Here is an 18528-nt window from a genome sequence, read left to right on the forward strand (position 1 = left end):
GCAATCCGGCCAGCGCGGCAGCGCAGGCATGGCTGGCACTGCCACCTGAGGAACGTGCGCAAACTGCTCCTTATGCCTCCGGCCGCGAGGCCCGCGCCATGATCAACACAGTCGTGCAGCAAGGCCTGCGGGACGAGGGCGTCCTAAAAGGCCCCGGCTTGAACCTGACCGTTCTCGAGCGCCTGCCCCTGACCCTTGAGCAGGAGCGCATCCTCCAGACCTACAAACCCGGCCAACGCATCGAGTTTGCGAGGCGGTCGCCCACCGCGGGCATCAAAGCGGGCACCTGGGGCACGATTACAGAGGTTGATCAGGAGAAGGCGCGGGTGACCTTCCGGACCGACAGCGGCGAGGCCCGACGGTTCTTCCCCCAGGCTCTGGCCCTCAATCGAACCCGCGAGACACTGCGTCTCTACGAAGCCAAAAGCCTCACAGTCTATCGTGGCGACCAGATCCGCTGGACGACGAACGACAAGGAACGCGGCCTGCTCAACGCTGACATCGCCAGCATTACCGGGATTGGCAGTCAGGGGGTGCTGGTCGAGACCGCGACCAGGCAGCAGGTGCTCCTGCCGCTCAATGACCCTATGCTAAGGCGTCTCGACCTCGCCTATGCGCTCAACGCCCACATGGCCCAGGGCTTGACCTCGGAGAAGGGCATTGTGGTGATGGACAGCCGGGAGCGCTACCTGTCCAATCAGCGGCTGTTCCTGGTGACCATCACTCGAACCCGGGACGATCCTCTCCTGTTCGTAGACTCCGTTGAAAAGCTTAGCCGCCGGCTCATGGTCAATACCGGTGACAAGACATCATCCCTCGAGGTGCTCGGCAAACTTGCAACAGACGCTCCGGGCAGCCTGCAAGCCATCGGCCAGCCACCGCCTACCCCCCTTGCCCCGCCTGGTCGGAACCAGGCAGACCGCACAGCACTGCTGGCCAGGCAAGCGCCATCTCCCGCGCCAGGCCTTGAAGGCCGCCTGAAACGCGACCCGAATATCGAGATTTAACGGCCAGGTCCGTAAGGGCGCACACTTATAACGAGGCGCAACATAGGCGTGCGGAGATGAATTTGACTGCGGCAAGATAATTGGCGAAAGACTAATCATCGCCCATGGCAATGCCCAGGAACTGCTTGATCCGATTGAAGAAGCGTTCAAAGAGGTTCCGCTGGCCGTATGGCCAGGGCAAGAAGCCGAAAGGCCGCTTGCGCTCGGACCGGTTGGGAAAATTGGCCCAGACGGTCCTGGCTTGTGCTGCTGGGCCGATTGCGTTTCTCTGATAGCTCTTGTCGCCCAGCAGGGTTACGCCGCGACGGACGTTCTGCTGCCGTCGACAAGAGCTTGGAGTTTTCTGGTAAGGCCGCCGCGGGAACGTCCCGTACAATGTTCGCTGGAGCGCCCGTCTTTGTCGAAGCACCGTTCTGGTGCACACGGACATAAGCGGGATCGATCATCACCAATTTCGCCGCTGAAAGCTGCGGAAACCGCGGACAACAGCCGATCTCATCGCGGCGGGCGTCACCACTTGTTTTTGATGTAATATCTTTCAACATGCCATTGTCGAGCATGGCCTCAGCCAGAAGCGTCTTCAGGCGTGCATTCTCGTCCTCCAACGCCGTCAGCCGTTTGTCCCCGGACACCTCCATGCCGTCGTACTTTTGCTTCCCCTTTTGGCATGTTGGCGGCCTAACGCTGCTCGGGCAGACAAGGAATCTCCCGAGCCGGCAGTTGGCGCGGCACATGCTGCCCAACCTTGCTTGGCAAGCCCCGAGTGTCGGAGCCGGGTAGACGTTGGCACCGTCCATACCTCTCGATTGACAAGAACATAAATAGAACATACCAAACAGCATGGCCCAGAAAACTCTCCAGCAGAAACTTGCGATCCTTTCGGATGCCGCAAAATACGATGCATCCTGCGCCTCGAGCGGAACGGTGCGGCGGGATGCCGGCGACGGGGGCCTTGGATCGGCCGGCAGCAGCGGCATCTGCCATGCCTATACGCCCGATGGCCGCTGCATCAGCCTCCTTAAGATCCTGATGACCAACTTCTGCATCTATGATTGCGCCTACTGCATCAATCGGGTGAGCAGCAATGTCGAGCGCGCGCGCTTCACCCCCGAGGAGGTGGCCACCCTGACCCTCGAACTCTACCGGCGCAATATGATCGAGGGCCTGTTCCTCTCTTCAGGCATTATCAAGAGCCCGGACCAGACCATGGCCGACATCGTCCGCATTGCGCGGATGCTTCGAGTGGATCATGGATTCAAGGGATATATCCATCTTAAGACCATTCCCGACGCGGCGCCCGAACTGGTCGCCGAGGCGGGTCTTTATGCCGACCGCCTTTCTGTCAATATCGAGCTCGCACGGGATACGAGCCTGCGTCAGCTGGCGCCGGAGAAACGCCCCGAGACGATCCGGGCGGCCATGGCGGATGTTCGCCTGTCCCGCGAGGCAGCCAAGGAGCGGAGTTTCAGCGGTAAGCGGCCGCCCCGGTTCGCGCCTGCTGGCCAGTCGACGCAGATGATCATCGGCGCTGATGGTGCAACCGATCTCGAAATTCTCAAGACATCGTCCAATCTTTATGCAGGCTATGACCTGAAGCGGGTCTATTATTCCGCATTCAGCCCCATTCCCGATGCATCATCCACGCTGCCGTTGATCAAGCCCCCCTTGCAACGGGAGCATCGGCTCTACCAGGCAGACTGGCTGATGCGCTTTTACGGGTTCGATGCGGCGGAGATCGGCTCTGCCCATCCTGATGGCAACCTGGACCTGGAGATCGACCCGAAACTTGCCTGGGCGTTGGCCAATCGCGACCGCTTCCCGATCAATGTTGCCCGCGCGTCCCGCGAGATGCTGCTGCGCGTGCCGGGCTTTGGAACCCGGACCGTTGCCCGCATCCTTGAGGCGCGTCGCCATGGCCCGGTGCGCTACGCGGACTTACTTCGGATGGGGGCCCTCCTTTCAAAAGCCAAGCCATTCATCCTGCTGCCGGACTGGTCCCCTGGAAGCCTCATTGATAACGCCGCGCTGCGAGCACGGTTTGCCCCAGCGCCGGAGCAGCTCCTTCTGCTCTGATGATCCGCATCGATCTGCCCCGATTTGAACGTTTTGAAGCATGGCGCCAAGCGGCGCGCCATCTTGCAGGCGCGCGTGTCCCCTCATCCCAAGTGATCTGGGCCGATCATGATGCAGCGCCGGACCTTTTCGGAGCGGAGCCGCTGCCACCACCGGGCAATGCGCCTGTCAGCGCGACGAGAGATTTCCTGGACCTTGCCCGCACGGTCAGTTTCCACTCCAGCCCGGAGCGCTGGACGCTGCTCTACGAGGCTCTGACGCGGCTGCAGAGGGAGCGCCGCTTCCTTAAAAATCCGGCTGATCCCTTCGTCGCAAGGCTGGAGACGCTGGCAAAGGCCGTGCGCCGAGACATTCACAAGATGCACGCTTTCGTCAGGTTTCATGAAGTGCCATCTGAAGGCCCGCGCCGCGCCTTCGCCGCCTGGTTCGAGCCCGAGCATTTAATCCTCGAGGCGGCGGCGCCATTTTTTGCCAAACGCTTTTCAGACATGGACTGGTTGATCGCGACCCCTGACGGCGTCGCGCACTTCGACGGCGCCTTGCAGTTTTCGGATCCGGTCGCCCGGCCCGAGTTGCCGACAGACGCCAGCCACGAGCTCTGGCAGATCTATTTTGCCAACATCTTCAACCCCGCCCGCATCAAAGTGCAAGCAATGCGCTCGGAAATGCCGATTAAGTACTGGAAGAACCTGCCCGAGGCCCGCCTTATCCCTGATATGCTGGCCGATGCGCCGCGCCGTGTGCGCGCCATGAACGAGGCCGGGGCAAGCAATGCTCCAGCCTATGCGGCCAAGGTCACTGCCCGGATCAGGGTGCCTCGACAAATCGCCGAGCCCCGCTCCCTTCCTGAGGCAAGGGATCAGGCGGCCGCATGCACGGCGTGCGATCTGTGCCATGACGCCACCCAGACGGTCTGGGGACATGGCCCTGTGGATGCGGTCCTCATGATCGTCGGCGAGGCGCCGGGCGACCAGGAGGATCTCAAGGGCAGACCACTCATCGGGCCAGCTGGCCAGCTGTTGCGAACAGCGATGGCCGAAGTCGGTCTCGACCCCGAAGCAGCCTGGCTGACCAACGCCGTCAAGCATTTCAAGTTCACCGTGCGCGGCAAGCACCGGCTGCATCAAAATCCCACAGCAGGTGAAATCCAGACGTGCCAGTGGTGGCTCGATCTGGAGCGCCGCTTCATCCAGCCTCGGCTGACCCTGGCTCTTGGCGCAAGCGCCGCCTATTCTTTGACCGGCAATCCGAGCCCGCTTCGTGGGCGACGCGGCAAGATCGAATATGCTCGAGATGGCGGACCGGTCCTGATCACCTGGCATCCGAGCATGATCCTGCGCCAGAAGGGCCAAGGAGCCGCCGCCCGCCGCGAGCTGCTCGAAGACTTGGCCCACGCGAGAGCCATTATCCTGGCATGATCCGGTAAAAGCACCAGCCCAGAACCGCGGTCACGTCTCAGATTAAATCGGGGCTGCAACATCCCTTTGGCGGGTGATGCCGCTTCACGCTGCTCGACACCTGGCCAGACGATCAGACCATAAGGGCAAGATGTTCAGGTCCGGGAAATGATCCTGACTAAAACACCTGGTTCCGGCAAGGCGACTGCTGCTGACCGCATCGCGCATCTGCCCCAAAGCCCGAAGATCCACCTGCGTTCGGACTATATCTGGCATTTCATGGCAGGAGGTTTGGTACCAGTTCGGAAACCGGCGCTTGCGACCAGAGCGCAGTGTTGATCGGCGTGCCACCGGGGCTGCGGCACACTAGCTAAGAGTGACTATTTCATGCTGGTCAATTGCATCATTGGGTCCCGATTTGACGCTGCGCCTCGAAATATCACAGTAGTGCTAAACTCTGTTGTTCTTCGTCCGGATCTGGAGGAGATAATCCAGCAATGCCATGAACGTGGCGGCGATACTTTGGATCCTGCTCCGGTTTGCCTGCTGGATCGCCAAATGAAGGCTTTGGGCGCCCCGGAGGGCCATGCGCTGTCGGTGGCAGGCTTGGGCGTTGGCGAAGCCTGCCGAGCCATTGGCAAGGCACTGGAAAGCGGTCGTCCTATGGCGAGCTAGACCCTCGCACGCCCAGCCATGGCGTCTAATAGCTACCGCCTCCGGCCGGCAGTGGCACGCAGCGTCTCGACGCTGACAGGTTGCTTGAATCATCAAAGACTGGCAAAAGAGGAGCTGAAGAGCAGCCAGACGGGTCCTGGACCAGCCCGCCCTTCCAAACAACCGTTACAATTGATCGACGGCCCTGTGCGCACGTGTAGTGCACTGGTGGTCTCACGCTTTTTCGAAGATCTGCTGGTCGTTATGCCTTAGCCGCGTTTCGCATGCGCTTACTGATGTCGCATGAATTCCTAGACTCCTTAACGTACCGATTTAGTTAAGCGGAATCAGTCTCTTCCTGCCGATATTTTAGAGGCAGGTGCAATCCACCATTGGGAATTTCAAATGGGCAAGCAAGACCATCTGCTCCTGACGCCATGCGACCGCGAGCCGATCCACATTCCTGGCTCGATCCAGCCGCATGGACTGGTGCTGGTGGCCGACACCCGGTCCCGGCGGGTGGTCGCGGGCGCAGGCGCACTGGAAGACAGGCTTGCTGCCAGATGGCTGGGTGAGCCGCTCGAGGCGCTGCTGGGACAAGAGGTTTTCAAACAGTTGGACGCGCCTGGCCAACCTGTGATGGGCCAAGTTCTGGAAAAGCGTGTCTCAGGCTCATCCGAGACCTTCGATGCGATCCTTCACAGCACTGGCGACAGATTGATCATTGAACTCGAGCCGGTCAATCCAGAGCCGTGGGAGGCTATGCGCTTCCTCAGCCAGCTGGATGGCTTCGCCCGCACCTTCGAGCGCGCAGGTGACCTGATGGCGCTGTGCCGGCGTGCGGCAGTCGCTTTTCGGAAGCTGACCGGTTTTGATCGGGTCATGATCTACCGCTTCATTGATGACGAGGCCGGACAGGTCATTGCCGAGGATAGTAATCCTTCCTTGGCAAGTTTTCTTCATCATCATTTTCCCGGCAGCGACATTCCCCGGCAGGCCCGCGCACTTTACGTCCGCAATCGAGCCCGCTCGATCTGCACAGTGGATTATACACCCATGCCGCTGCGGCCCGCCGGCTTTGAGGAACTCGACCTCAGCGATGTCGGCCTGCGCAGTGTCTCGCCCGTGCATCTTCAGTATCTGCGCAACATGGGCGTTGCCGCATCCGCCTCGTTCTCCATCGTGCGTGACGGCGTGCTCTGGGGCCTGGTTGCTTGCCATCATGACAGCCCTCGCCGTCTGCCGCGCGACGTCATGATCGCCGGGACGGCCTTGGGAGGCGCCCTGTCCCGCCAGATTCAGGCGCGCGAGCAGGCAAGAGCTTACGACGAACGGCTCCGCCTGCGTGCCGCTGTTGATGAGGTTGCGCCCGCATTCTCCAGCCCGCAGAATGAAACCGAGATTTTCCGCGATCTGGGCCACACCCTCTGCCGCTTGCTCGATGCGGACGGTTTTGCCTTTGTAAATGATGAAACGGTACAACTCTCCGGTATTGGTCCTGAGCCACAGACAATCATGGATCTGACCAACTGGGGGCTCTCCGTCTCCCCGGCCGAGCCGCTCGTCACCCGGCGGTTGTCCGAGCGTTATGAGCCGGCCAGAGGCTGGCCGGAGCGGGCAAGCGGGCTGCTGCTGCTACCTCTGCCCGACCAAGGCAAGGCCCTGCTCTGGTTCCGCGTGGATGAGGCCGAGCAGGTTCGCTGGGCCGGCATTCCACATAAGCCGACGGAGGGGGACGCCCGCGCGCTTACGCCCCGCGCGTCCTTTGCGACCTGGGTCGAGACGGTTCGAGGCCGCTCACGCGCCTGGACGCTTGAGGACGTCGATGCCGCCAGCCGCCTCGGCAGGGTATTTACAGAGGCGCGCATCAATCTGCGGATGCGCCGCCTGAACAAGGACCTGCAAAAGTCGCTTGCGGAGCGCGATGGGCTGCTGGAGCAAAAAGACATGCTGATGCGCGAGATCGACCATCGCGTGCAGAACTCCTTGCAAATCATTGGGGCTTATCTTGTTTTGAAAGCCCGCGAGGCGGGCCCCGGTCCCGTTGCGGACCACCTGACCGAAGCCAAGGCCCGCCTGTCGGCGGTCGCTCATGTCCATGGGCGGCTGTATCGATCAGACCATCCCGAGACGGTCGATCTGGGACAGTATCTGGGGGCGCTGACCGCGGATCTGCGCCAGGCGTTGGGAGATGAATGGCGGAACTGCATTAGCGCGGATTTTGCCCCCCTCCTCCTGCCCAGCAGCAGCGCCATGTCAGTCGGGCTCATCATGACCGAACTGGTAATAAACGCGACCAAATATGCCTATGCAGGCCAGCCGGGGCCGATCGACATCAAGCTTCAGCGCCATCGCGGCAACTTGCGTCTGTCCGTTGCCGATGAAGGTGCGGGGCTCAGCGCTACCCCCAGGAGCTCCAGCGGGTTCGGGAGTCGCATGATTTCCGCAACTGTTGGCGGGCTGAATGGCAAGATCGAATATGAGGATGCGACCCGTGGCCTGAAGGCTATCCTGACGGCGCCGACGCTTGTATGACCCCGCTTCTCGACACCACTGCCGATCCGACGCCCGGCCTTCGCGCCTTCCTTCGCCATGCGACCATGGCCGATCATCAGGAAATCGACGCGCTCGGGCAAGACTTCGATCTGTCAACGCCCGCGGGGTATGGTGCGTTTCTGATGGCCCACGCCGCTGTTCTGCCCGGCCTGGAAGATGCAGTCTCGCACGGGCCGGTGCCGCCCGACTGGCCAATGAGGCTGCGGTCACAAGACCTTGCCGCAGACCTCTTCGGGATGGGGCTTGCGCTTCCTGCGCAAACCGCAGCACTCGATCTGCCGAGCGCCGGGATGCGCATTGGAGCCCTTTACGTGCTGGAAGGCTCAAGACTGGGTGGCGCAGTGCTGAGGCGCAGGGTGCAGGCAGCCCAGCCCGGCGCACCCTGTGCTTTTCTGGCGCATGGCGCCGAGGCGCGGCTGTGGCCGTCCTTCGTTGGATGGCTTGACTCTCTTGTACTGGATGAAGAGGAGCTGGACAAAGCTGCACATGGCGCAAGATCTGTCTTTTCAGTATTTTATGAAACATTACGCTCATGGCGCCCCAAGAGGCTAGAGGGTGCCCAAGGCGCATAACCGGAACTCGGCTTGTCTCTTCTGATGCTTTCACTCAGCCCTGGAAGCTATTAAATCTGTGGAGGAAAAGCAGGAGGTCGGATGATGGAGCAAATGCGTCGGATGGGTCCGGAAAACTCCGAGGTACGCGCTCGCTTTATCGATGCTGCCGAGGCGACCCTGTGCGAGGAAGGCTATCACGCCATCTCGGCTCGGCAAATCGCAGCCAAGGCCGGGCTCAAGACGCAGCTGCTCTATTACTATTTCAAAACCATGGACGACCTTTTGCTGGCGGTTGTCGGGCGCGCAAATGAGAAACGGCAGATCCGCTTTGATGCCGCCATGGCCTCGCCGTCTCCCTTGCGGGCCCTGTGGGAGCTGAACAGTGATTCCTTGGCGGCTACAATTCAAGGGTCTGCAGCTTGGTGACCAGCCTCCTGCCGCCAGCATTTCTCTATGATCTGGCGCGGCAGCACCGGGCTGGCACTACGGACGGTCCAGCTCAGCTTGAGGCGATCGCGCTGTTGCGGGCACTCCAGTGGGCGGCTGCCCTTACGGCATGGGAGTTGTTGCCGCTTAGATTGTGAGCATGATTTTTAGAAGCTGAATGTTCGTCTCAAGCAGTTGCCGACCAGATGGGACCAGCTGGCTGGCGTCCGCTCTTCACATACGGCTTCCAGAAGCAGCCGGTCAGCAATGCGCTCTCTTTCGCATCTATTCTTCCCCCCACACCTTCGCTGCCAATCGGCTGGCGGCGCCACTCCGGGCGGCAAGCTTCTTGCCGTATCGCAGCACCGTGCGGGTATCCTTCCAACCATAGGCCTGCATGATGGCGGGCAAGTCCTCGCCGGCTGCAAAGTTGTCCTGTGCAACACCGACACGGGTTGAATGCCCCTTGATCGCCGGCAACAGTTTCTCCAGCTGAGCCTCGCTGATGTCCGGCAAAGCCCCCTGCTCCCAGGCCTGCCGGACGATGCGCCGGTAGATGCCCGGCACGCTGTCGGCACGCACCGCCTTGCGCAGGAGCTCACGCGGGCTGCCGTCGGGGTGGAAGCGGATCGAGCGGAACAGCGGCCCGGTCGCCACCTTTGTCGCCTGTCGCCATCCAGCGATCGCCTCCATAGTCTTGCGCGAAAGATAAGCGTGCCGGCCCTCTCCTTCCTGATCAGTCTTCGACTGAGGAATGAAGAGCAGCCCCGAACCGTCTCGGCCTGGACCTTCGATGTGCTCGACCTCGACCGCAACCAGCTCGCTGGCACGCAGCGCCGTGTCGTAAGCGACCAGAAGCATGGCCCGGTCCCGCAGCCCCAGCCAGTCGACCCGGCCAGTCCAGTCCCGATGTGGTGCCTGCAGCAGCCTGGCAATGCAGATACCAGCCGGCGGATCATGAGCGAGGTCTTGTACCTCACCCTTGAAACGTAAAGGGTGAGCCTGCCTCTGTGCAGTGCCGCGCGCACGGCGCAGCGCCTTCATTTCCAGCTTGACCAGTTCGGACTGGGTCGGGCTGGGCAGGCCTGCCCAGCGGTACGCGGTTGCGATGTTGACAAGATAACGGGCAAGCGTCGCCACGGCGCGCAGGTCGGGGTTCTTCACCCGGCTGCCATCCGCGTGGATGCGCTCCTGTCCGTCGCCGTCAAGGAGCCAAGGCTGACTGCAGCGCTGCAGGAAAGTCACCACATGCTGCGGCTTTGCATCGGCGACATCAACCTGGATACGCCGGCACCAATCCCGCCAGACACTCAGGTCTGCCAGAAAGGCACGCTTGGAGTTGGCCGACCAAGCCCGAGCCGCTGCAGCTACCAGGTCAGGGTCGATCCGCCCGGGCAGCAGCGTTGCCACACTCGTGACGACCGGATCCCGCCCGGCCTCGGATGTCGAACCGAGAGTCCGACTAGACGGCGCGTCTACCGATTGCTGCCCGCCTGAAAGCACCTCTTTGTCCAGCATCGCCCCTGTCCTGTTTGGCTCTGGCTGGCTTTCTGCCCGGTTCAGACCACCCTGTCGAGTCCTGATAATGTTCCAAACCGGAGATGAGCGACAAGACGATTATGCCGAAATGGTTCGCGAGATTGCATCACCGGCATCCCTCGGGCGTTTCTTCTTCAGAAGCATCGCAGCTCTGCATGAGGGTTCAAAAATGCTTGCGCACTTGAGTGGAGCTGACCTCGAGGAGTTCTTGGATAGTATCGGCGCGCCGGTGTTCCTCGTTGGCGTGTCCGGGGCGGATGAGTTTTCCATAATCTACGGCAACAAGGCGCTGCAGGCCGCACTGCAGCTGTCGGCCGAGCGCGTCACCAACCGGATGCCGCGCGACATCGCAGCGTCGGAGCAGGGCGAGGTGTTTCAGCGGCATTATAGCCAGTGCGCGGCGACGGGGATGCCATTGACCTTCGAGACGCCGCTCCGCTTGCCCACGGGCGAGCGCTGGCTGCGCATCGCCCTCAGTCCGGTGAAAGTGCGCAATACGGATACCGTCGTCCGCATCCTGGCGACGCTCCACGACGTAACACTAGAGCGGCGGACGCAGGAAATCTTGGACTATCAACATCATCTGCTCAAGGCCCAGCAGGACCTGACGCCTGACGGCATTCTGATTTCTAACACGAGCGGCACCCTTCTCACTTGGAATGACCGCTTCCGCGAGCTCTGGAACCTGACGGATAAGGTGCTAACCCAGGGGCGCGACGCCGCTTTCCCCCACATTCTGGCGCAAACGGCCAATCCTGAGATAGCCGCTGCCAAGATCGGGAGCCTGCGCGAGACCGTAGGCGCAAAGCTCGCAAGGGTCGAGGTCGAGCTGAGGGACGGCCGCATCTATCAGATCCTCAGCCGAAGCCTGATCGACGAGAACCAGCTGGGGCACGGGCGAATATGGTTTGTCCGGGACATCACCGATTGGCGCCGGGCCGAGCGGGAGCTGAGCGAGGCGCATGCCTTGCAGAAGGCCATTCTCGAGAGCGCACACCAGATCATCATGTCGGTTGACCATCATCTACTGTTTCGCAGCTTTAACCGTGCCGCGGAGCGCCTGCTGGGCTACTCCGCGGAGGAACTGCTGGGCAAGGCAACCCCGGTTATCCTGTGCGACCCGGCTGAGTTGGACGAGCGCAGGCTGTCCGTCAGCCAGGAGCTGGGCCGGGAGGCGACGGACTACGAGGTGTTTCAGGGCCGCACCTTGTTCGGCGAGGCAGAGGTTGAAGACTGGACCCTGCTTTGCAAGGACGGCAGGCGCGTTCCCGTGGAGCTCTCCTTGACCCAGCTGAAAGGTGAAGACGGCACGCCCCTTGGCCTGCTTGCCATCGGCACGGATATCACAGAGCGGCTGGAGATTGAGCGGCGACTGTTCAGCCTGGCGACCGTTGACGCCCTGACCGGGGTCTGGAACCGGCGGCATTTCACCGAGTACGCGGAAAATGCCTTGCTGCGGGCCGGCCGTTATGATGAGCACATGTGTCTCGCCCTCATAGACATCGATCATTTCAAGCGCGTCAATGATGTTCATGGCCATGTCGCCGGCGATGCGGTTCTGGTCGCCGTCGCCCGTATGCTGGACAAGGTATTACGCCGTTCGGACTTCATGTGCCGCTGGGGAGGAGAGGAGTTCGCGGCCCTTCTGGTGAATACCGAGCCTGCAGAGGCGTTTCAGGTGGCCGAGCGTATGCGCCAGGCCGTCGCCGCAATGACGGTCGCGCATGACGGCGCAACGCTACGCGTGACCATCAGCATCGGCCTGTCCGACTGCCGGTCTTGCGATCCGAATCTGGATGCCATTCTCGTGCGCGCTGACAAGGCCCTCTACGCCGCCAAGGCGGCCGGCCGCAATCGCATCGAGGCAAACTGGAACCAGCCGCAGACACCTGCACAAGAAGCTGAGTGCCCCCTGCCCTAATGCCACTGGCCAGATGCATGACTGGTTCGATGCCTGAAGACCTGAGGTGTCGAGAAAATAAAAGTTTTAATAAAGCTATTCTCGAACTGTCGCAGGCACTGGCAACGGGTGTGCACCTTATCCTCTTCTCCTCTTGTGATGCTCCTGTTGCCGCTGCGAAGGCGGCCTTGCGCGAGCGCCAGATCATCAAACTTACGACGTGTTTTCGCTTGCGAGAGACAGAAATGCGATTATGGTAAATGGAGAGAATTTTCAATAAAGAATAGTTTTTCTAGAAGTTATTATTCACGACCATTTGCCGACTGTCTTGGCGGATTGTGCGTTTGCGCTACTCGTTTGTACTGCCAGGGTCAGAGATCGGCAAAGGATCTCACTGGGAGGTCCCATGACAAATGCACCAATTTCAGTCTTTGCGCGGGGCAGACAGACAAATCGACTGCATCTGAGCAACCTGTATCGCATGCACTATAGAAAGCTGACGGCGTACGTTCGCAAACAGCGAGATAATTTTGATGCTGAAGACATCGTGCAGGATGCCTACGTGCGCCTAGTACATCCCCATGCACCGTCTGAGATCCGCCGTCCAAGCACTTATCTTTATGCAACCGCCCGGCATTTGATCGCGGATCGCGACCGTCGCCAATATCTGGAAAGCAGCGCTTGCGCTGCTCTGTATTCTATGAAGGCAGTGCTTGAGTTTGCGCCAGATGATTTGCTTGAACAAAGGAGCAGGCTGGTGGCTGTTTTCCACGCAATTATCCGTCTCCCAGAAGAGAAGTGCCTGGCTTTCCTGCTGGCGCGTTTCGATGAAACAAATGTACGCGAGATCAGTGGATTCTTGAAAATTCCGCGCTCGACAGTGCAGGATTATATCCATGATGTCATGCAGGCGTGCCAAAGGGCGCGGCAACTAGATGATTATGAACCACGGAATATAGGACTGGCTGTAAAGACGTAAAGCCATGATCAATAATGCCGCTTCGATCAGGGGGCGGTCTTGTGCCGGAGCCGAAACTTCTCGCCAAATGCTGTTGTTCATAGGATGACCGCAGCCAACATCACCATATCCCGTCCATTCAACGAAAGCCCGTCCATTGCGATCAGCGCTGCTTTGGCGCAGTTGGTGGATGGCTCGCCCTGAGCCGGATCTGCACAAGGAGCGTCAGCACAAGGGCTATGACGGAAGCCCGCATTTGCGGCCAGATAACCACGCCGCTGGATAGGACGGATGGCGCTGCACCCGCCTGCACGGCAAGCACCTGAAAAGCCTTGTCCATGCGCTTTTCGGGGATTTCTATTTCGCAGTAGCAGGCCTGCACGCCCCTCACGTCATCGGCAGCCCCTTTTTTCGGCAATGCACAAAGAGGCACGGGCGGACTCCAGCGCCCACGTCGACGGCAATATCAACCTCATAATGACATTTGGTCGATATTGAATGGGTGTCCCTCTATCCTACCCGCCATCTGGCGAGGATCCCATAAACCACACTGCACGCCTGCTCATGATCGTGTGGTCCTCCTTGATGGCGCTGCTCGCCCCGACGAAGGCCGGCGTTAGACTCTGGTTCTGTATGAATATACATAAGGAGCGCGGAACCGAGCGCCTCTCAGGCCTCTCCGCCTTCGCCTGGGCAGCAATCGTGTTCGTGGCGGCAAGCTACCTGATGCGCAACGAATTTATGAGCGGGTTATCTTGCCAGCTGCTGACGCGGGCACACCAGCGCAGATCCTCTGTGCGAGGTGTTCACAGCCGGATGATCAGGAACAGCAGTCTCGCATTTGGAGCTCGGGGGAATATTCAGCAGCCTTGATGAGGCAAGCGAACGTGTAGTGGCCATCCACGCAAGGAGCAGGTACAGCCCCCATTATTCCTCCGTTGTCCAAAGCAATGATGAACGCTGCTCAGGGCCCTCAACGTTGCCTCGCGATGACGGCGAACACCACCCAGATCTCAGCAATTCAAGCGGTGCAGCTTTACGGGGCCGAGGGTTAAGCACTAAAGACTATGCTTTTAGCAGGTTTTATTTTGTTGCCGAAATAACCCTCTTTTAATAAATAACCGAACAATAGATGGTAACCGATTCTTAATATCGGCCAAGAATATGGGCACCAGTTCGGGAGGGCAGTATGTTGCTTTCAGCAATTATGCGGGTTTTAGTTCATAATACTGCATTGCTGGAAAGGGATTTTCTCGGGATTTAGAGTCAAATCACCGACAGGGAATATAAATAATCTTTCATTAACTATTTTTACGCGGCAGAAATCGGTTCTGTGCGGACACTGTTCTGCGCCCGTTTTCCTGCGCTGCCTGAATGACACGCCCTGCCGGCTGCGGGAAGAGGAATGGATGTGATGTCGATCAACCGCCGTCTGACAAGCGCTTGGTGCGCCATTGTTCAGTGGATGCTTTTCTGCCTGTCGTTCGTGCTCTTCGGCACTATGGCTGCAGCGCAGACCGCTTTCCCCGGATGCACGGCTGATATGTATATGGGCCAGTCTTCCGGCGGCCCGATCACGCTCTACCAATTCAACACATCCACGAACCCGATCACCTTCGACAGGTTGGGCACGAGTACCCGCATCTACAACGCCATGGGGTACAACCCCGCCGACAATTTCATCTACGGCATTGCCACCGATAACAATGCACTGGTGAGGATCAGCGCCAGCGGCGGCGTGCAGGGCCTGGGCATTCCCACCAACCTTCCGACCAACACCGGCTATCCGGCTGGCGAATTTGCGCTCGGTTTTTTATGGGTGAAGAGCGGGACAGGCAATGTCATGTGGCGGATCAATCCCGCCAACAACAATGCTGTCCAAATTACGCTCAATACGAGTGTGAACAACCTCGACTTCGCATTTCACAATGGACGGCTGTATGGCCAGGACAGTGCAACCGGGCGGCTGTTCTATATTCCGATCAATACAACGGCGACCAGCTTTAACGTCACCTTTGTCGGCAGCGCTGCAAGCCCGGTCGGCTTCGGCGCGATGTTCGGTGCCTCCAACGGTGTGTATGGCAGCAATAACGCCGGGGGCTTCTACAAATTTGATCTGACAACCGGCCAGCCAGTCCTGATCTCGAACTCGCCCGGTGCCAGCAACAACGACGGCGCCAAATGCGCAAGTTCCGCAATCTCCTTCCCGGTCGATCTGGAGATCACGAAGACCGACGGCAAAGACTACTACATCCCAGGCACCAGCCTGACTTACACCATTGTCGTTCGCAATAACGGCCCGTTCGGCGTTGTCGGCGCGACAATCAACGATGCCTTGCCCGCCGGCATCACCTCCGCCCGCTGGACCTGCGGCAATGCAACGGGTGGCGGCGTCTGCGGTGCGGCATCCGGCACCGGCGCGATTTCCAATCAGACCGTCAACCTGCCGGCCAATGCCAGCGTCACCTATTCGATGACGCTGGATGTTCCGGTGAGCTTCACAGGCGACCTGACCAACACGGCAACTGTCGCCTCGGTAGCGGGCTCGCCCGACAACGCTCCAGCGAACAACACCGCGACCGATACCAACGGCCACGTGACTATCGCCAAGGCACTGGTCGGCGAGAGCGGCAGCGTTGCTGGCACAGCGGAGGCGGGCGAGCAGCTGACGTACCGCATTACGCTGAATAATCCGACCTCGACCCCAGTCACCGGCTATGCGCTGACCGACGTGCTCGACCCGAAAACCACTTTCGTCAGTGCGACGGATGGCGGTACATTCTCCGGCGGCACGGTGAACTGGACCGGACTGGCCATCCCGGCGAACGGCACCAGGACGGTCGACATCACGGTACAGATGCCGAGCACGCTTCCGGACGCCACGCCCAGCGTGCGCAACTTGGCCAAGCCAACGGGCCAGGCGGACCCGCCCTGCCCGTCCACCGCGTGCGCGACAACGCCCGCCGCGCCCAAGATCACGATGAAGAAGGAGCTGTCGAGCGAGAGCATGACGGCCGATGGCATCCCGCAGCCCGGCGAGTTTCTCACCTACACCATCACCCTCACCAACAACGGCGGTCCTGCCACCAGCTATTCCGTCCTGGATATCCTGAGCAACAACGTCTCGTTCGATAGCGCGACGCCTCCCGGCATGCATGACGGCGCGCCGATGGGGGGCGTCGTCAGCTGGAGTGGCCTGGCCGTGCCGGGCTATTCGGGCGGCGCACCGGGAACGCTGCAACTGGAAGTGCAGGCCCAGGTCGACCCCGGCTACACGACAGGCCTGGTAAACAACCTCATTAAGGAGCCAGGGCAGCCGGATCCTTCCTGCCCCTCGGCACAGTGCGTCTCAATTCCGTCCGCCCCCTTTCTGGAGGTCAGCAAGAGGCTGACGGCAGAAAGCGGCACGCAGAGCGGGGTTGCCGAACCGGGGGAGATCCTAACCTACCAGATCACGGTCCAGAACATCGGCGGCTACGGCACCAATCTCCAGGTCACCGACAGGCTCGACCCGAACGTCACCTTCCTCGATGCCTCCAATGGCGGCACCCTGGGCGGAGGCGCCGTCAACTGGACCTTGCCAACAATGCAGGCCGGTGAAGCCCGCGTGCTGACCGTCCGCACGACTGTGAACAATCCGGTTCCTGCGGGCGTCACCCAGATCAGCAACATCGCGCATGAGACCGGCAAGCCGGAGCCCGGCTGCCCGTCGGACGGCTGCGCCACTCTTCCGCTTGCAGGCGAAGTGGCGATTTCGAAGACGCTGCAGTCGGAAAGCGGCAGCATCGCAGGCAGGGCCGAGCCGGGCGAGACGCTGATCTATGCCATCACCCTGAGCAACACCGGCGGCCCGGTCAGCGGCTACTCGGTCAGCGATCGGCTCGACCCAAACACCGTATTCGTCAGCGCCAGCGACGGCGGCACGGCCTCCGCCGGTACCGTTGTGTGGAATAACCTGTCGGTTGCCGCGCACAACGGCACCACGGCAGGCACGCGCACAGTGACTGTCACCGTGCGCGTTGCGGATCCGCTGCCGGACGGCACCATCAGCGTCAGCAACGTCGCCTTCAAAACCGGCGAGACCCCTCCCGCCTGTCCATCACCGCAGTGCGTCACCACACAGACCGCGCCGCGGGTGTCATTGACCAAGACCCTGGCCAGCGAAAGCGGCACCCAGGGCGGCATCGCCGAGCCAGAAGAGATCCTCACCTATACCATCTCGCTGACCAACACGGGCGGTGCCGACGAGACCGGCTATTCAGTGACCGACAAGCCCGATCCGAACGTGACGCTTATCTCCGCCGACAGCGGCGGCGTGCTCTCCGGTGGCTCGGTGGTCTGGAACGGCCTGACCGTGCCGGCGCACGACGGCACTGCGCCCGGCAGGCTCGACCTGACCATCGCCGTGCGGGTCAACAGCACGTTGCCGGCCGGGACGACCGGCATCGGGAACATTGTCCACCAAACCGGCACACCGGAACCTGCCTGTCCGTCCGACCAGTGCGTGACGCTCTCGACCCCGGCACAGACTGCGATCAACAAGACGCTGGTGGCTGAGTCCGGTGCGATCGCCAACGTTGCCGAGGCTGGCGAGGAACTGACCTATACCATCACCCTCACCAATACCGGCGGCACGCCTGCCGGCGACAAGGCAATCACCGATAAGCTCGACCCCAACGTCGATTTTGTCAGCGCCGACAACGGCGGTGTGCTGAACGGCACTGCCATCGAGTGGACCAACCTGACGGTGCCGCCGCAAGCCGGCACTACCCCGGGTACGCTGGTGCTGACGGTGACGACCCGGGTGAAGGACCCGCTGCCCGACGCAGTCACTTCGGTTGGGAACGTCGCCTTCGAGACCGGCACAACTGAGCCGGCCTGCCCGTCTGCCCAGTGCGTCACAATGCCGACGCAGGCCCGCGTCAGCCTGCAGAAGGCGCTGGCCGGTGAAAGCGGCAGCCTGGCCAACGCAGTTGAGGCTGGCGAGACGCTGACCTACGAGATCCGCCTCACCAACACTGGCGGCACCCCCGCCACCGGGTACGGCGTCACCGACAAGCTCGACCCCAACATGACGTTCGTCTCCGCCGACAATGGTGGTGCGCTCTCCGGCGGCGTCATCGAATGGGCCAACTTAACGGTGCCCGCCGCTTCCGGCGGCACGCCGGGCAGCCTGGTGCTGACAGCCGTTGTGCGGGCAGCAAGCCCGCTGCCGGCAGGCGCCACCGCGCTGACCAACCTCGCCTTTGAGACCGGTACGCCTGAGCCGACTTGCCCGTCGCCGCAATGCGCTGTCGTGCCGACGGCCGGCATGGTTGCCATCACCAAGACGTTGGCGAGCGAGTCCGGTGCGATCGGCAATGTTGCCGAAGCCGGTGAGATGCTGACCTACGAGATCCGCCTCATCAACACCGGCGGCGCCGCCGTCACCGGCTATGGCGTCACCGACACGCTGGATCCCAAC

10 protein-coding genes and 2 pseudogenes are annotated in these 18528 nt (G+C 61.0%); 10 read left to right on the forward strand and 2 right to left on the reverse strand.

Annotated features, from left to right (window positions below; genetic code table 11):
- A pseudogene (locus VIG90_RS03805) lies at window positions 1–1007 on the forward strand (AAA family ATPase); the annotation flags it as partial.
- Window positions 1008–1491: 484 nt separating this feature from the next.
- Here the strand turns inward: VIG90_RS03805 and VIG90_RS03810 are convergent.
- Window positions 1492–1663, reverse strand: a pseudogene (locus VIG90_RS03810) (IS3 family transposase); the annotation flags it as partial.
- Window positions 1664–1847: 184 nt separating this feature from the next.
- Here VIG90_RS03810 and VIG90_RS03815 point away from each other — a divergent pair.
- The 5 genes from VIG90_RS03815 (at window position 1848) to VIG90_RS03835 (ending at window position 8667) form a co-directional block, all read left to right on the forward strand.
- Window positions 1848–3080: a putative DNA modification/repair radical SAM protein gene (locus VIG90_RS03815; protein ID WP_331592116.1), complete on the forward strand. Its 1233-nt coding sequence runs from the start codon at window positions 1848–1850 to the stop codon at window positions 3078–3080.
- Window positions 3080–4498: a UdgX family uracil-DNA binding protein gene (locus VIG90_RS03820; protein WP_331592117.1), complete on the forward strand. Its 1419-nt coding sequence runs from the start codon at window positions 3080–3082 to the stop codon at window positions 4496–4498. The genes VIG90_RS03815 and VIG90_RS03820 overlap by 1 nt, the downstream gene beginning before the upstream one ends.
- A gap of 1038 nt (window positions 4499–5536) precedes the next feature.
- Window positions 5537–7666 carry a histidine kinase dimerization/phosphoacceptor domain -containing protein gene (locus tag VIG90_RS03825; protein WP_331592118.1) on the forward strand — a complete coding sequence of 710 codons (2130 nt, stop codon included), beginning with the start codon at window positions 5537–5539 and terminating at the stop codon, window positions 7664–7666.
- Window positions 7667–7731: 65 nt separating this feature from the next.
- The gene (locus tag VIG90_RS03830; protein WP_331592119.1) at window positions 7732–8259 is read left to right on the forward strand and encodes a biliverdin-producing heme oxygenase; all 528 of its coding nucleotides are present in this window, start codon (window positions 7732–7734) and stop codon (window positions 8257–8259) included.
- An 81-nt stretch (window positions 8260–8340) separates the two neighbouring features.
- Window positions 8341–8667 carry a helix-turn-helix domain-containing protein gene (locus VIG90_RS03835; RefSeq protein WP_331592120.1) on the forward strand — a complete coding sequence of 109 codons (327 nt, stop codon included), beginning with the start codon at window positions 8341–8343 and terminating at the stop codon, window positions 8665–8667.
- A 285-nt stretch (window positions 8668–8952) separates the two neighbouring features.
- On the opposite strand, the gene VIG90_RS03840 is transcribed toward VIG90_RS03835, so the two are convergent.
- The gene (locus VIG90_RS03840; RefSeq protein ID WP_331592121.1) at window positions 8953–10185 is read right to left on the reverse strand and encodes a tyrosine-type recombinase/integrase; all 1233 of its coding nucleotides are present in this window, start codon (window positions 10183–10185) and stop codon (window positions 8953–8955) included.
- A 190-nt stretch (window positions 10186–10375) separates the two neighbouring features.
- Here VIG90_RS03840 and VIG90_RS03845 point away from each other — a divergent pair, with 190 nt between their 5' ends.
- The 4 genes from VIG90_RS03845 to VIG90_RS03860 form a co-directional block, all read left to right on the forward strand.
- Window positions 10376–12127: a diguanylate cyclase gene (locus VIG90_RS03845; protein ID WP_331592122.1), complete on the forward strand. Its 1752-nt coding sequence runs from the start codon at window positions 10376–10378 to the stop codon at window positions 12125–12127.
- 29 nt (window positions 12128–12156) lie between these two features.
- Complete coding sequence (locus VIG90_RS03850) at window positions 12157–12366, forward strand: hypothetical protein (RefSeq protein ID WP_331592123.1); 210 nt, start codon at window positions 12157–12159, stop codon at window positions 12364–12366.
- Between the two features lie 146 nt (window positions 12367–12512).
- Window positions 12513–13085: an RNA polymerase sigma factor gene (locus VIG90_RS03855; RefSeq protein ID WP_331592124.1), complete on the forward strand. Its 573-nt coding sequence runs from the start codon at window positions 12513–12515 to the stop codon at window positions 13083–13085.
- A gap of 1528 nt (window positions 13086–14613) precedes the next feature.
- A partial coding sequence (locus VIG90_RS03860) for a DUF11 domain-containing protein (protein ID WP_331592126.1) occupies window positions 14614–18528 on the forward strand: 3915 nt, incomplete at its 3' end.

Origin of the sequence: Pedomonas sp. (assembly GCF_036515995.1) — a bacterium.
GTDB lineage: Bacteria > Pseudomonadota > Alphaproteobacteria > Sphingomonadales > Sphingomonadaceae > Pedomonas.